We start from the raw sequence: 15856 nt of genomic DNA, 5'->3' as shown, positions 1-15856 counted from the left end.
AAAATACAATAATTCCCGCTATCCACCTTCCGCCCATTGCCATACGTCCGCAAAAAAGAAGGTTACGGCATGGGGTGTCTTTATGGTGATTGGTGCAAGCCAATAATGCTTTTAATATTAATAATCTTTAAGTGTCTTACGGATAAAATCTGATTTGGCAGCGGCATAGGCATCGAGATCGTGGCGATATTCTTCTGCCAGCATAGACTTTAATGCTGCATAGGCCTGTCGTACATACGCATTGTCTTGCAAAATATCACGGAAGCGTAGTTGTTCATGCCAGCGCGCCTCACCGGGCAATACCAGGTGAAGGTGGGCAATCCGTTTATTCTGTTGCACCTTAATGTAAAAACGCCGCCAGGGGCGCTGATCCAATTCGTACGGTACGTAATGCCAATGATAAGGCGAAAGTATGCGGGTGATGACGCTGGCACTGTTTAGCGAGGCAATCGGTGCAACAAGGTCCAGTACAGGCTTAGCGCACAAACCCTGCACCGCAGTGCTGCCAATGTGCCAGATGCCGGAATTGCCAAAGGGGCTTAACAAAGGCTGTAAAAAATGGATCTCTTCCATGGCCTGCGCTGCCCAGGATGGATCGTGGTCTACCACAACGATGGGTTCTGTGGCCCATACAGGCCAGCTATTTTCATGGGGGGATGTATGCATAGTAGCTTTTTTCGCGTAACGGCGGCGTATTTAAAGTTACACTATTTGCGGCTGTTTTGCGGTTCAAATGCCGTCCATACCATTTATCTGCCATTTTTTCGCAGTACCATACAGCCTGCCCCGATAACTGCGGGCAATTTTTGCAAGCTTAAATTAACCGTATGAAACGAAAAATGGCTACTTTGCCTCCCCGTAATCATCTCAACTTTTTATGCGAGTAGACATTAGTGTAGTACAGGAACGATACGCAAAAATGAGCAATGAAGAATTGATCCGCTATGCCACGCTGGATGCTAAAGGCCTTACACCGGCGGCACAGCAGGTGATCGCTTATGAGGTAGACAAACGCAATCTTCATCCCGGCATTTTTGACGCCGTTGAAGCCCAGAACCGCGACCACAGCGAAGAAGAGATTTATGCGTATTGCGAAACCTTGCAAGGCCTGGATTGCCCCCTCTGCCGGAAAACAGTTCCCCTGAACGGAACTTTTTCCCGGCAGGTAAAGGCCATTATTTTCTCCGGCCATACCTCCGATACTTATACCGTAGCCTGCCCCGACTGCCTGGACAAAACCAGCAAAACGGCGCTTCACAAAAGCCTGCTCCAAGGATGGTGGAGTCCTGTAGGCATTTTCCGCACCCTCAGCGCTATCTTTATTTACCTGCGCCATAGCAAACATCATCACGATGAAGCACCCAGCCCCGCCCTGCGCCAATTTGCGCGCCTGCACGTAGGCCCGCTCACCGCCTACAGGGGCGACCGCAGGCGATTACAATCCATCATTACACAATAAAGCAGGAGCCGCTCTTTCATAAACAGCGTGTTTTTTTTACTAATCCTAACCTTCCACATCCTTACACCGTATTGACGTATATGGGTAAACGTTATACACCGTACTCGTAACAAGGCATGGCTGTTACGAATGGCATAATGAACAAAGTAAATGTAGTTTAGTAAACCAACGATGGGTACATGATAATTGGGTAAAAACTGCATAGAAAGGGTTCTGTTGTTAACTACTCAAAAAATATAGCCATATACTCAATAATCCTTACCTGGCCGGCAGAATTATCTACATTTCTGCGAAAACCCTGATATGTGATAGTAGGTGAAGGATCATAGCATGCATGCAGCCATTGGAGTAAGTGATACCAAGTTCGGTCATTTACGGCTACAATTGCCCACCACATGTATTGTACCCCGCTAGTAGCATACAGTAATGAAAACAAAAATGGTAGCCCCTTGACGGGTGTACCACGGTGTGATTCAAGAAAAAAAGGGAGTATATTTAGCTATGCGTTACTTGCTCTCGCTATTTTTAGTTGTTGGCTGCGGATGGACTTCCCTGCAATTGTATGCGCAACAAACAAGGGCCACTCCCGCTACAGGATCCTATATTTTCAGAAATATTGATCAGGACAATGGGTTGAATAGCAATGAGGTGATGGCCATTAACCAGGATCAAAGGGGCTATTTATGGATTGGATCTGCCAAAGGATTGCAGCGGTATGATGGCATTCGCTTCCTTAGCTGCCTGCGGGAAGGCAACCAGGAAGGGGATATTGCAGTAAATATGATTTTTAAAGGCAGCCCGGAAAAACTTTTATACACGCAGAGCCATTTTGACCTTTATCAATGGGACTTCTTAAAACGGACTGGCTCACCCGTCCCGTTATCGGGTAAGGTAGATGACTACACAGATGGTGCCGGCAATCGCTGGAAATTACAATATTACCGGGAACATTTATACCGCCTGCAAAAGAATGAAAAGGGCCCCTGGGAAGTTGCTACATTTTATTTTGATGGGAAAGATAGCTGGATGGTAGCCCCGGGCTTCGGTCTTTTCCTGGTAGACACGGTAAACCACCGCTTGTATACACCGGAAAACAATCCCTTACACCACCCCGTATTAGCGGGCATGCATGAACCGGGTAGTATGATCCGTAACATGGTGGTAGACCGGCACGGGGGTATCTGGTTTATTAGTTGGGCACATTTATTTTACCGGTACAATATCGCTACGCGCACCTTAAATACCTATTCTATTTCAGATATTCTGCATATACAGGGCGTGCAGAATACCGTGCCTGCCTGGGTGGCAGATGTGATGGAAGACAGCCGCGGTGTTATTTGGCTGGCAACAGCAACGGCGGGTTTGTTAAAATATGATATCGGTACCAACCAGTTTGAATATATTACTACAATACCAGGTAATGAAACTTCCTTACAATACAACCTGCAGATCAACACTATTTTCCAGGACCGGGATGAAAATATCTGGCTGGGAACAGATAAAGGAATTAGTGTATTTAATCCCTATGATAATAATTTTACCGTTGTGCATAATGCCAAAACGGACACGCTCATCAAGAACGGCGCGCAAATTACTACCGTTATTGAAACCAACAAAAGCGATATCTGGGTAGGAAGCTGGGGAGGTGGTATTACGCGGTACGACAGTACTTTCCACGTATCGGGTCATGTTTTTTTCAAAGGGAAATATAATGAAAATCTGATCTGGAGTTTATTGCAGCAACCAGGAGGAGATGTTTGGGCTGGTTGCCAGACGGGCATACTGCAACAAATAGATCCCGTGACCCTTCAGGTACAAACGAGCCAACCGGCGGCGCTAGGACATTCTACTATCCGTTGTATGGTACATGAGCCGGGCGGCAATACCTTATTGGGATTACAAAGCGGGCGGATTGTGGTATGGGACACGGCTTCCCGGCAATTTCTCCCTCCTGTAGACAACGACATCAAACGCTCGTCTGTGGTGAGCATGTATGTAGATAAAGATATTTGCTGGGCAACTACGCGGGAAGGGCTTCGCGCATTCGATATCCGCAAACGGAGTTTTACGGCTACCTACAAGCCTGCTGCCAATTATTCCATTTATTTTACCGGTGTGGATAACTATAACGACAGTACGCTGATATTGGGTACGGAAAATGCAGGCATTTATTTATTTAATAAGTGGAGCGGCAGTTTTTCAAAAATTCAGTTCCACAATGAACAGCCATTTACCACTGCGGCGGCGGTAAGAAAAGATAAGGATAACAACATCTGGTTTACGGGAAACCATAATATAGGGTTTTACATCCCACAGCAAAAACAGTTTGCCGCATACCGGCCGGCCAAAGGACTGATGAGAGATGTATTTCGTGGAGAACATTTTATGATCTCCCGGAAGGGTAATTGGTTTGCCTGGAGTTTCTCGGAAGTATTGATGTTTAACCCCGACACTTTACGTATATCCCATGCCAGAGGTAGCGTATCTATTACCGGGTTTAAAGTACTGACAGACTTGTTGCCTATCGATTCTTTGCTACAGGATAATCTGCCGGTAAAGTTATCCTACCGGCAAAACTTTATCACAATAGAATTTTCAGATCTCCGGTATTCCACTACCGTACAAACAAATTATTATTACCGGCTAGATGGGGTTGATAACGATTGGGTGCATGGCGGGCCGGCAGGCTATGCAAACTATACCGACCTGGATGCCGGTAAATATATTTTCCACGTAAAAGCATCTATTGCTGGGCACTTAACAGGGGAAGTATCCATACAAATTATAATTACCCCTCCATTCTGGAAAGTTTGGTGGTTCCGGTTACTGTGTACTACCATGCTGGTATTGGCCATACTGGGGGGAATACTTTGGTATATTGGTGGGGTAAAAAAAGAGTCGCGCATGAAACAGCAGCTCGCACAAACGGAGATGATGGCTTTACGGGCGCAAATGAATCCTCATTTTATTTTCAACTGCATTAACAGTATAGATGCCTTGATACAGTGTGATGATAAATACCTGGCTACCGTAAGTCTTAACAAGTTTGCAAAACTAATACGCAATATTCTAGAAAGTTCGCAGCACCCTAATACTACGCTATCGCAAGATTTGGAAACATTGCGGTTGTATATCGACCTGGAGCAATTACGTACAGAGCACGCATTCGTTGCTGAAATAAATGTGGAAGACCAGTTATTAGAAGAAAATTACAAAGTGCCGTCCCTGATTATTCAACCTTATGTTGAAAATTCCATATTACATGGATTGCGCAACCGGCGGGACGGTGGTGGCAAACTTTGTATTACCGTGAAACAAGAAGGGGAATACCTGTGTTATACTATTGAAGACAATGGCGTAGGGCGTGATGCAGCCAGAAGGCGTAACCGCACCCACCAGCCTTACGGCATGGAACTGAGCTGGAACCGGGTGGAACTATTTAATGGCGACGACAAAATTCCCGTAATAATTACAGACCTTCAGGAAAATGGCATCCCAACAGGCACGCGTGTAGTTGTAACTGTAAAATATAGTTGATGATAACAGCTATCATTATAGATGATGAATTAAAGGGTCGGATAGCCCTGCGGCAAAAGATATCCAGCTATTGTCCTGATGTAATACTCCTGGGCGAAGCCAGCGACGGCGAGGAGGGCATACAACTGATAGAACAGGTGCAACCGGAGGTGGTATTTCTGGATATCGAAATGCCACGGCTCAATGGGTTTGACATGCTGGAATTACTGGTGCGAAAGCAGTTTAATTTGATATTTACCACCGCTTACGATCATTATGCGATAAAGGCTATCCGCTATGCAGCTTTCGATTACTTATTAAAGCCGGTAGATATCGAAGAACTCCGGGCCGCCATTGACCGGATAGCAGAAGGGAAAATAAATAGCTCTACCCAGGAACGTTTAATGGCCTTACAGCATAACCTGGAGCATAAAAATTTGCACAACAAGATTGCTATTTCCGACAAGAGTGGTATGCATCTTTATGACATCAATGAGATTGTGCGGGTAGAAGCGCATAGTAATTATTCCGTTTTGTTTTTTAACAACGGCACGAAACTCACTGCCAGCAGAACATTAAAAGAGTTTGAGGAATTGCTGCCTTCCGACTTATTTTTCCGGCTTCACCACTCGCACCTGATCAATATTCATTACGTGAAGCGATATATAAAAGGAGATGGCGGCCAGGTGGAAATGAAAAATGGCACTTTCATCGATGTATCGCGCCGGCGGAAAGATGGCTTGATGAAGTTTTTGAAATTTTGAATAGCATGGCAATAGCAGGACGGGCGCACATCATTACCGCACGTATCCCCTCCGTTTAATCATCACCGGTCCATGTTCCATACTGTACAAATGACCCATGGGCATCCCTTAAAGAGAGGCCGTTCCACATGAAAGGGAACGGCCTCCTGATTTTCAAAAGAACCCATTAACTACTAACACAATCAAAATAATCACGGCGTCACACAAAGCAGTAGTGAAATGCCATTCGTTATATAGTGCCGTTTCTTGATAAACACCTTGTGCAACGCCGCAATTTTATATTATTTCCAACCACCACCCAAGGCCCGGTACAGCTCCACATTGGCAGACAAACGCTGACGGCGTATATCGGCAAAATCAAGCTGGCTTTGCAACAGGTTACTCTGTGCGGTGATAACTTCCAGGTAATTGGCCATACCTGCTTTGTACAGCAGGCTGGCATTAAAAATAGCCAGTTGCAGGGTATCTATGCGATTGCTGGTAATGGCTTCCTGTTCTCCCAGGTGGTCTATAGAAGCGAGTGCGTTAGCAACTTCCCCTACCGCATTCAGTACCGATTGTTTAAAGGTGATCACGGCTTGTTCGCGGTTAATTTTCGCTACTTCATACTGTGTCTTTAACTGCCGGTGTTGCAGCAGCGGCTGCGCAATAGAGCCAGCCACCATGCCAAACAAGGAGTTGGGAATATTAAACCAGTTGCTGGCCTTGAAAGCGTCTAGCCCGCCGCCGGCGGTGATGCTCAGTACGGGGTACATATTAGCCTGTGCTGCGCCCACGGATGCATTGGCTGCTACGAGCAGTAATTCATTGGCGCGCACGTCTGGACGGCGGCTTACCAGGTTGGCCGGTATGCCGGCGCTCAGTTGGTCTGCCACGGCAATGGCGCGCAGATAGCCCCGGGAAGGCACAGGGCCGGGTAAGGTACCGGTGAGAATATGCAATCCATTTTCCTGCAGGGCAATGCTGCGCTGCAATTGTGGCACCAGCACCGCAGCGGCCTGGCGCTGTACGTAGGCCTGTTCTACGGCCAACTGGGTAGCATCGCCGGCGGTTTTCTGTAATTCAATGATGGATAAAATGCTATCGCCTAGCTGTACGTTATGATGTGCGATGGCTAATTGTTCGTCCAGCATCAGCAGGTTATAATAAGCGGTAGCGATATCAGACACCAGTCGGGTTTGCACGGCTTTTTTCGCTTCATAGGTTTGCAGGTAGTTTGCCACCACTGCCTCTTTCTGGCGGCGCAGCTTTCCCCATACATCCACTTCCCAGCTCACACCTAGCTGCACGCTGTAATCTTCGATATGATCTTTACCGAGGAACTGCGTGGTACTTAGGCCATTCAGGCTGTTTTTTGACAGGTAACTGGTTTGTGCGCCCACCGAGGCATTTACCGTAGGGATAAAGGCAGCGCGGGCTTGTTTCACCTGTTCTCCGGCAGCATCTATGCGGGTGATGGCCAGTTGAAGATCGTAGTTATTCTTAAGACCAGTGTCGATCAGTGATAGCAGGGCGGTGTCTGTAAAAAATTGCTTCCATTGTGTGTCGCCAACGCTCAGCGTATCGGCGGTAGCCGTCTGAAACTGGGCGGGTAAAGGCAACGTCGGTTGCACATAGTTTCTGCCGGCGCGGCAGGCCCACAGACCTACCGCTAGCAGCAGAAAAGATGTATATAGAGGAATGGATTTTCTCATAAAAATCTTATTGATAAATCAGTTAATCAGTGATGGTAATTTGTTTCGGTCTGCGGGCCGTTACTTTTTCCTGCAAAGCCTGGAAAATAACGAACAGCACGGGGATCACGAATATACCCAGGATTACGCCGGTAAACATGCCGCCTACAGCGCCGGTACCGATAGAACGGTTACCCAGGGCAGATGCACCTTGTGCGCGCAGCAGTGGCAGCAGGCCTGCGATGAAGGCAAAGGAGGTCATCAGGATAGGGCGCAAACGCAGACGGGCTGCCTCCAGCGCACTTTCCATCAGGCCCATGCCCGCAGTCCTGCGCTGTACCGCGTATTCCACGATCAGGATGGCGTTCTTGGCCAGCAGGCCTACCAGCATGATCAGGCCCACCTGCACGTAGATATTATTTTCAATACCCGTGAGGTCAATGAAAATAAATACCCCCATTAAACCGGTAGGAATACTCAGTATGACGGCCAGTGGCAGAATATAACTTTCATACTGGCCTGCCAGCAAAAAGTACACGAAAATGATACAGAGTACAAAGATGACACCCGTTTGCGACCCTGCGCCAATTTCCTCGCGTGTCATGCCCGTCCATTCGTAGGCGTAACCACGCGGCATAGATTGTGCCGCCACTTCCTGTATGGCCTTGATCGCATCACCGGAGCTAAAGCCTGGTTTAGCCATACCATTGATGGTTACTGCCGTGAATAGGTTATTACGGGCAATGGTTTCAGGCCCATACACCCTGCGCAGGCTTACCAGCGTGGAGGCTACCACCATCTGGCCGTCGCCGTTTTTCACATAAATATTATTAAGTGATTCCGGCTCGGCACGGGATGCAACATCGGCCTGCACTACCACGCGGTAAAACTTACCGAAGCGGCTAAAGTCGGACACCAGACTACTCCCGTAGTACACGGAAAGCGTTTGCAACAGGTCGGATACATTAACACCCAGTTGCTTGGCCTTTTCCTGGTTTACATCTATCTGGTATTGCGGATTGCCGGTGCTGAACGTGGTGAATGCATAAGCAATCTCCTTGCGTTTCATCAGTTCCCCGATAAAGTTATTGGCTGTGGTATTCAGTTTGGCCAGGTCTCCATTGCCGGTGCGGTCTTGTAACATAAATTCAAAACCGGAGGTGTTACCAAAACCTTGTACAGTGGGCATGGTAAGCAGGAAGATACCGGCTTCCTTAATGGCACTTAATTTACCATTGAGTATGCCCATAATGGCATTGATGTCTTTTACCAGGCCACGTTCCTTATAAGGTTTCAGGCGAATAAAGCCTACTCCATAATTAGCACTGTTGGAATTAGTAATAATATTCATCCCGGTGATGGCTACGTTCCTTTGCACTTCCGGTTCAGTTTTCAGGATGGCGTTGATCTTATCCATCACCGTTTCCGAGCGATCCAGCGAAGCACCGGGCGGCAGGTTTACAGAATAGATGATAAAGCCCTGGTCTTCCGTAGGGATAAAGCCAGACGGCGTTCTGCGTATGAGTACCACGGTGATCAGCGTTACCGCCAGCAGGCCGGCAATAGCCACCCATTTGCGGCGGAACAGGAATTGCAGGCTGCGCTGGTATTTATTGGTCATGGCGGTGAAGCCGGTATTGAACGCAGTGAAGAAGCGTTTACCAAAACCTTTGTCTTCCTTATGGTCGCCTGCTGCATGCGTGTTCTTCAGGAACAGTGCGCACAGGGCAGGGCTCAAGGTAAGAGCGTTCATGGCCGAGATCAGGATGGAGATGGCCAGTGTAAAGGCAAATTGGCGGTAAAACACCCCCGCCGGGCCATTCATGAAGCCCACTGGTATAAACACCGCAGCCATTACCAGCGTGATGGAGATAATGGCACCCGATATATCATTCATGGAAGAGATGGTGGCTTCCCGGGCGGGCAAATGGGTATGCTCCATTTTAGCATGCACTGCTTCCACCACCACGATGGCATCATCCACCACAATACCAATAGCCAGGATCAGGGCGAACAATGTAAGCAGGTTAATGGTAAATCCAAACACCTGCATAAAAAAGAAAGTACCGATAATAGCAACCGGCACCGCAATGGCGGGAATAAGTGTGGAGCGGAAATCCTGCAGAAATACAAACACCACGATAAACACCAGAACAAATGCTTCGATCAGGGTATGAACCACCTGTTCTATGGAGGCGTCCAAAAATTCCTTGGAGGAATAAATGGTTACATACTCCATGCCTTTGGGAAAGTTGGTGGCCGCTTTATCCATCAGCGAATTGGCGGAAGTTAGGATATCGTTAGCGTTAGAGCCTGCGGTTTGGAAGATGGCAATACCGGCACCGGGAAGGCCATTGATATTTGAACTAGACGCATAACTGAAAGAGCCAAACTCTACGCGGGCCACGTCTCTGAGACGAAGGATGGAACCATCTGCATTGGCCTTGAGAACAATATTTTCGTAATCAGCGTTTTTATTCAACTTGCCTTTGTACTTTAATACATATTCAAATGCTTCCTTGCTGCTCTGTCCAAAACGGCCCGGCGCTGCTTCCAGGTTCTGGTCTTTAATTGCCGTCAGCACATCCTGTGCGGAAAGATTGTTGGCCGTAAGACGTTCTGGTTTCAGCCAGATGCGCATGGAATAATCCTTGGAACCGAATATCTGGGCCTGGCCTACACCGGGAATACGCTGCAATTCCGGTACAATGTTGATCTTAGCATAGTTCTGTAGAAACGTTTCGTCGAACGTGGAGTCGGTTGCTTTCAGCCCGATTACCATGATCATACTGTTTTGTTGTTTCTGGGTAGCTATCCCTGCGTTCACAACTTCTGCCGGAATCTGGCTGGTAGCTTTGGATACGCGGTTCTGTACGTTCACCGCTGCCAGATCGGGGTTGGTACCGAGTTTGAAAAATACGCTCAGCGTCATAGTACCATCGTTGCTGGAATTGGAAGTCATGTACGTCATGTTCTCCACCCCATTCACCGCTTCCTCAATGGGCGTTGCCACTGCACGGGCTACTACTTCAGCGTTGGCGCCGGGGTAAGAGGCGGTTACCTGCACACAGGGCGGGGCAATGTCGGGAAACTGCGTAATGGGCAGGGAGAGTAGCGACAGTACACCGAGTAAGGTCAATATGATAGAGATGACCGTTGATAACACCGGCCTTTCAATAAATTTCTTAAGCATCATGATTTTTTTATGCCAGGCGTGTAATACGCATAGCGAGTAATACCGGCATCAGGCAATGCAGTAAAATGTAAGCAGTACCTAAAAATAACGGATGCCCTGCCGCAATGATAACGATGCCGTACAAGGCTTTCGTGTCATTGTATGTTGGCGTATGGGCTTAGTTTATCTGGCAGCAGCAACGCTGATCGTTGCGGCAGGACACCCGTACATTTTACAACCTGATACTGAATATAAATTTTAGAGCGGCTTTGTCTTCAAAAGGCTATCGAGCGATATGGGCTGCGGCTGTATCACCGCACCATCGTGCAGCCGGTCCAGGCCTGTGAACACGATCTTATCCCCAGGTTTCACCCCTTGGTCTACCAGGTAGAAGTTGCCACTGTGTCCTTTCACCACAATTGGTTTGCTCGACACTTTATTGCTATCGCCCACTGCAAAAACAAAGATCTTGTCTTGCAGTTCAAAGGTGGCTTCTTCCGGTAGCAGGATGGTGCCGGTGTGCTGGGAAGTAATGCGTACCCTACCGGTGTTGCCGGAGCGCAGGATGCCCTCGTTGTTAGGGAAGATGGCGCGGAAGCTGATGCTGCCAGTACCTTTATCGAACTGGCCTTCTACCGTTTCCACCCGGCCTTTCTCCGGATACAGGCTGCCATCTGCAAGAATAAGTTCTACGGGTGGCATCGCTTTTACTTTTTCCTGGACGGTTTTACCAGGCTGACCACTTACAAAGTTCAGGAAAGCGCTTTCGCTCATCGAGAAATAAGCATATACGCTTTTTACATCAGAGAGCATGGTAAGGGGCTGCGGTTCGCTGCGACCTACCAGGCTACCGGTTTTGTAAGGAATCTTACCAATAAAACCACTAGCCGGTGCCAGCACGGTGGTGTAGCCCAGGTTAATGGCTGCATTACCTTGTGCGGCCTGCGCTTGCGCCAGTTGGGCTTTTGCGGCATCATACACAGCTTGCGCAGTTTTAAGCTGCACATCAGAAATTACGTTATGTGCCACCAGGGGGGCCATACGTTCTACTTCGATATGGGCTTTCTCCACATTGGCTTTAGCGGCTTGCAAGCTGGCACCGGCATTGTTGTATTGCTCGCTGTAACTGCGGTCATCTATCTTAAACAGCGGCTGCCCTTTTGTTACATAAGCACCTTCGTCTACATAAATTTTGGACAGGTATCCATCTACCTGCGCACGTACTTCCACGTTCTGCGTGCCTTCCAGCGATGCTGTATATTCTTCAGTAGTATGGGCATCGGAAGCAGTTACCTGAAATACCGGCAAGGTTGTTATGGGCGGCTGGTAATTGCCCTCCGCGTTCGAATGTCCACAACTGCTATAGAGCAGGGCGGAGAGCAGGAGTCCGGCTGTAGCCAGCAGCGCGGTGGCCCTGGAGGCCGGTTTTGTAATAGTAGTTTTCTTCACAAGCATAAATCATGAATTTGAGAGTGATAGTGTGTGTATTGGGGGCAACAATCCATAAACTAGATAATTTTACCGATGTTAAGATTTTTACCAGTGTTAAGTAGCAAAGATTAAAAAGGCCTATGGATGAGGTAAGTTACTGTGCTTCAAATTGTTTTGGAAATAATTTACTGTAAGATGGTCTTGATAATTCCTTTAATGGCGTCGTTGAGAATGGTACGGTTAAATTCTTCTGATAAGCAGCTTTCTCTATTTTTCTGTACCATATTAAGTGAAATCAGCCCATGCAGGATGGCCCAACAGGTGTAAAAGCGGCGTTCCGGGTCTTGCTCCGGATGATTACTAGCGGCAATCAATGCTGTAATTACATCGAGTACTTGTTTAGAAGCCATTTCAGTAAATGGGCAATCTATAATGCCAGCTTCGCAACAGCCCATTTCCACGCCGTACATTAGTTTGTAGTAGGCCGGTTGTTCAAAGGCAAAGTCCCAATAGGCCAGCCACATGGCTTCCAGTTGTTTTTCCAGGGTATCATGGCTGGTACGGGCTTCTTTAACTTTGGCACTGAGCAACACATGCCCTTTGCGGGTAAATTCCTGTAGCAATGCGTCTTTACTCTGGAAATGCCCATAAATAATGGGGGCTGTATATTCGATCGCATCAGCAATCTTACGCATAGATAATGCAGGCCAGCCTTCCTCCACAACGATGTTCCACCCTGCTTCCAGGATTTTACACCGCACATCTTCTTTAAGCCGCTGTTTTCTTTCTACGCTTCCCATATTTTAGGGCATTAAATTATTTAACACCGTTAAGCAAATCTAATAACAAAAATTGATGGATAGTGCAGCCAAGTCAAAATTTCTTTTTGATTTTTTATAAATCATTGATTTGTAATAAGTTTCATACATGATAGTGGGAGTTACGTAGCCACTTAAAGGCTGGCTGCGATACTGGTTATCAATACTCGCCGCTGCTCCGTATCTTCATTTATATGAACGACGCCCTGCTGCTGCGCGCCGCCATTGAGCGGTTTACACCCTTCCCGGATGTGGAATGGGCCTTCTTTCACGAACACCTGCATGCCCAGGAATTTAAGAAGGAGGAATATCTTTGTACAGAAGGCGAGGTGGAGCATTATATCTATTTTATACGCAGCGGCCTGGCCCGCGCTTATTTTTTGAAGGAAGGACGCGAATACACCCTTGACTTTTTCTTCGCCCACGATTTTGCGACCGCATTTACTTCCTTCCTGGAGCAACGCCCCGCCGCCATTTACCTTCAGGCATTGGAAAACACCCTTACCTGGAAGATTCATCATGATGACCTGCACAAGCTTTACCACAGCAGCGCAGCTGCCGAACGCATAGGCCGGGTTATAGCCGAACAGCAATTTATGCGCCGCAGCCGCAAGGAATTAGCATGGCTGTCGCTTACGGCCCGGGAGCGCTACCTGCGCTTGTTAGCCAGTCACCAGGATATGGTGAGCCGCATTTCGGTGAAACACCTTTCCTCCTACCTAGGCATTCACCCCGAAAGCCTGAGCCGCATCCGGCGGCAGGTAACCCGATAAACTAACCCGGGTCATTTTTTACAGGCCTGGTGTGGTAGAACTTTAGGTGTAAATAACGCATGCCATGAAACCACTCATTGTATTACTCGGCAGTTTTGGAACAGCCTTACTGGTACTGCATTTTATCCAAGGGGGCTGGCACTGGCAGTGGCCCGCACGCATAGCCATGAGCACTATGTTGCTGCTTACATCGAGTGGGCACTTCCTGTTTACCCAAGGTATGATGATGATGCTACCGCCCTTCTTGCCGGCCAAAAAAACGCTGATATATTTTACAGGGCTACTGGAAATACTGGCTGCTATAGGGCTATTAATACCGGCGCTGCGCACAGTTACAGCCATTTGCCTGCTGATGTTTTTTATACTAATCCTGCCAGCCAATGTGTATGCTGCCCTAAAAAAAATAAACCTGGAAACTGCCGGATACGACGGTCCGGGCTTGTCTTATCTATGGTTCCGTATACCTATGCAACTATTGCTCCTTGCATGGGTATACGCTGCCGGATTTGGCGGTTAAAAAAATCCTGCTGCTTTTTTATTTAGCACTCCACTTGAATTTACGGATACCAATAGTGGCAAACACCATTGTATAACCCAGGGTGGCTGCTAATGCCATGGTGGTATCCTTGTTCCATTTTGCATGATCCATACCGCCTGCAAGAATGGCTTTCACCACTCCGTAAGGCGACCAATTAATGAGTTGTTTTATTTGTACACCCAGCACTCCCAGGTCGCCAAGAATGCCTACCATAATAAATAGAAAATAGATCAGGCGTGCCGTAGAATTAACCGTTTCGGGGTTTTTGATCAGCCCTACGATGAGCTGGCCTATACTGAGGTATACGGCACCTCCTAATAATGCGGTAAAAATGGTGATCACATAACCCGCTGGTGAAATGGTAATATGATCGAAATAATAACCACCAGCATACACACATAAAGTTACCAGCAATATCATGGCCAATTGTACCACCAGGCGGCTACCCATGATAGACCAGCGCGGCACAGGCGCTACACGCAGCCGCTGAAACACTCCCTTCTCCCGGTCTCTTGCAATGGAATTGGGGTAACCCATAAGCCCAATGGCCACCAGCCCGATAGAGATAGCGGTAGAGAATGCGAATGCGGCACCAATTTTATCTATAGCGCTTTTCCAGGTAAATAGTATGATGACTGGCACCAGCAGTACCAGTATAAAAGAACGACGGTTGCGCCACTGGGTGGTGAAATCGGCCTGTAATAAGAACGCTAGTACGGTAGCTGTTTTAGGAATATTTTTTTGCATAACAGGGTTATTATTTTTCAGGCGCGGATGGCGCTACCGGTTAATCCAATAAATACATCCTCCAACGTAATCTTCCCTTTGCGGGAAACGCTGACCACGGCAGGATCGTGGCGATGTTTTTCGATCAAAGCCTCCGGCGTATCGATGGCAATGATGCTGCCATGATCGATAATGGCAATGCGATCGCACACAGCTTCCGCTTCTTCCATGGAGTGGGTGGTGAGCAGTACACCATTGCCTTGTTCCCGGATCTGTTCCATGCGCTGCCACAGGTGCCGCCTGGATTGCGGATCCAGCCCCGTGGTAGGCTCATCCAGCAACACCAATTGGGGTTGGTGAATGGTAGCAATGAGCAGGGATACCCGCTGCTGCTGACCGCCGGAAAGCTGGCCATAGCGTTTGCCCGCTGCAGCAGCCAGTTCTATGCCTTCCAGCAATTGCTGCATATAGCCGGTACTGATGGTAACACCGTAAATACCACCGTACAGCCGAACAATCTCAGAGATGGTAAGTTCGGCCTGGAAACTAGTAGCCTGCAATTGTACGCCCATAGCTGCGCGGGCTTGCAGGGCATGCGTAGCTATGTTATATCCGGCTACGGTAATTTGCCCGGCATTGGGACGAACCAACCCTTCAATGGCGCTGAGGGTGCTGGTTTTGCCTGCGCCGTTGGGCCCCAGCAGCCCAAAGATCTCGCCCGATCTTACGCCGAAAGCAACGGTTTTTACTGCCTGAAAATGACCGTAATGCACCTGTAGATCTGCTACCTGCAACACATACTGATGTTGAATATCCATGGAAAATAAGAGCGTTTTAAATGAATGCTGCAAAGATGAGCTAATAAAGAGAGGTGGGCAACATTACATAGGCTACCCGCCTGGGAAGACCGGTGAAAGAAATGAAATGACCGGTAAAAAAGTAAACCTCTTTCTCCATTTATATAACACCTGCTATACAGTAAT

The 15856-nt window shown here is 47.9% G+C and carries 12 protein-coding genes; 5 read left to right on the top strand and 7 right to left on the bottom strand.

Translation table 11 applies throughout. From position 1 onward, the window contains the following. Positions 1–117: 117 nt before the first annotated feature. Complete coding sequence (locus tag GA0116948_RS17545; RefSeq protein WP_089714611.1) at positions 118–666, bottom strand: GrpB family protein; 549 nt, start codon at positions 664–666, stop codon at positions 118–120. 211 nt (positions 667–877) lie between these two features. Between GA0116948_RS17545 and GA0116948_RS17540 the strand changes: the two genes are divergently transcribed. The 3 genes from GA0116948_RS17540 to GA0116948_RS17530 all read left to right on the top strand — a co-directional run bounded on the left by GA0116948_RS17540 (position 878) and on the right by GA0116948_RS17530 (position 5739). Beyond that, positions 878–1459 carry a hypothetical protein gene (locus GA0116948_RS17540; RefSeq protein WP_089714609.1) on the top strand — a complete coding sequence of 194 codons (582 nt, stop codon included), beginning with the start codon at positions 878–880 and terminating at the stop codon, positions 1457–1459. Positions 1460–1960: 501 nt separating this feature from the next. After that, complete coding sequence (locus tag GA0116948_RS17535; RefSeq protein ID WP_089714607.1) at positions 1961–4996, top strand: sensor histidine kinase; 3036 nt, start codon at positions 1961–1963, stop codon at positions 4994–4996. Beyond that, positions 4996–5739, top strand: a complete 744-nt coding sequence (locus tag GA0116948_RS17530) for a LytR/AlgR family response regulator transcription factor (RefSeq protein WP_089714605.1) — start codon at positions 4996–4998, stop codon at positions 5737–5739. Before GA0116948_RS17535 ends, GA0116948_RS17530 begins: the two co-directional genes overlap by 1 nt. A 281-nt stretch (positions 5740–6020) precedes the next feature. On the opposite strand, the gene GA0116948_RS17525 is transcribed toward GA0116948_RS17530, so the two are convergent. The 4 genes from GA0116948_RS17525 to GA0116948_RS17510 all read right to left on the bottom strand — a co-directional run bounded on the left by GA0116948_RS17525 (position 6021) and on the right by GA0116948_RS17510 (position 12818). Then, the gene (locus tag GA0116948_RS17525) at positions 6021–7433 is read right to left on the bottom strand and encodes an efflux transporter outer membrane subunit (RefSeq protein ID WP_089714603.1); all 1413 of its coding nucleotides are present in this window, start codon (positions 7431–7433) and stop codon (positions 6021–6023) included. Between the two features lie 22 nt (positions 7434–7455). Then, positions 7456–10605, bottom strand: coding sequence for an efflux RND transporter permease subunit (locus tag GA0116948_RS17520; protein ID WP_089714684.1), 3150 nt, complete (start codon positions 10603–10605; stop codon positions 7456–7458). A gap of 240 nt (positions 10606–10845) precedes the next feature. Further along, on the bottom strand, positions 10846–12042 hold the full coding sequence (locus GA0116948_RS17515) for an efflux RND transporter periplasmic adaptor subunit (protein WP_170876089.1): 1197 nt from the start codon (positions 12040–12042) through the stop codon (positions 10846–10848). A 161-nt stretch (positions 12043–12203) separates the two neighbouring features. Further along, positions 12204–12818: a TetR/AcrR family transcriptional regulator gene (locus GA0116948_RS17510; RefSeq protein ID WP_089714599.1), complete on the bottom strand. Its 615-nt coding sequence runs from the start codon at positions 12816–12818 to the stop codon at positions 12204–12206. Positions 12819–13030: 212 nt separating this feature from the next. Here GA0116948_RS17510 and GA0116948_RS17505 point away from each other — a divergent pair, with 212 nt between their 5' ends. Together GA0116948_RS17505 and GA0116948_RS17500 are read left to right on the top strand one after the other, a co-directional pair. Further along, complete coding sequence (locus GA0116948_RS17505) at positions 13031–13609, top strand: Crp/Fnr family transcriptional regulator (protein ID WP_089714597.1); 579 nt, start codon at positions 13031–13033, stop codon at positions 13607–13609. 64 nt (positions 13610–13673) lie between these two features. Further along, on the top strand, positions 13674–14126 hold the full coding sequence (locus tag GA0116948_RS17500; RefSeq protein WP_089714595.1) for a DoxX family protein: 453 nt from the start codon (positions 13674–13676) through the stop codon (positions 14124–14126). 18 nt (positions 14127–14144) lie between these two features. Here GA0116948_RS17500 and GA0116948_RS17495 read toward each other — a convergent pair whose 3' ends face one another. Both GA0116948_RS17495 and GA0116948_RS17490 read right to left on the bottom strand, forming a co-directional pair. Then, positions 14145–14894, bottom strand: a complete 750-nt coding sequence (locus GA0116948_RS17495) for an ABC transporter permease (protein WP_089714593.1) — start codon at positions 14892–14894, stop codon at positions 14145–14147. Between the two features lie 17 nt (positions 14895–14911). Next, on the bottom strand, positions 14912–15691 hold the full coding sequence (locus GA0116948_RS17490) for an ABC transporter ATP-binding protein (RefSeq protein WP_089714591.1): 780 nt from the start codon (positions 15689–15691) through the stop codon (positions 14912–14914). Positions 15692–15856: the final 165 nt, after the last annotated feature.

Source organism: Chitinophaga costaii, assembly GCF_900094705.1.
Taxonomy (GTDB): Bacteria; Bacteroidota; Bacteroidia; order Chitinophagales; family Chitinophagaceae; genus Chitinophaga; species Chitinophaga costaii.
This window is presented reverse-complemented; position numbering and strand designations above follow the sequence as displayed.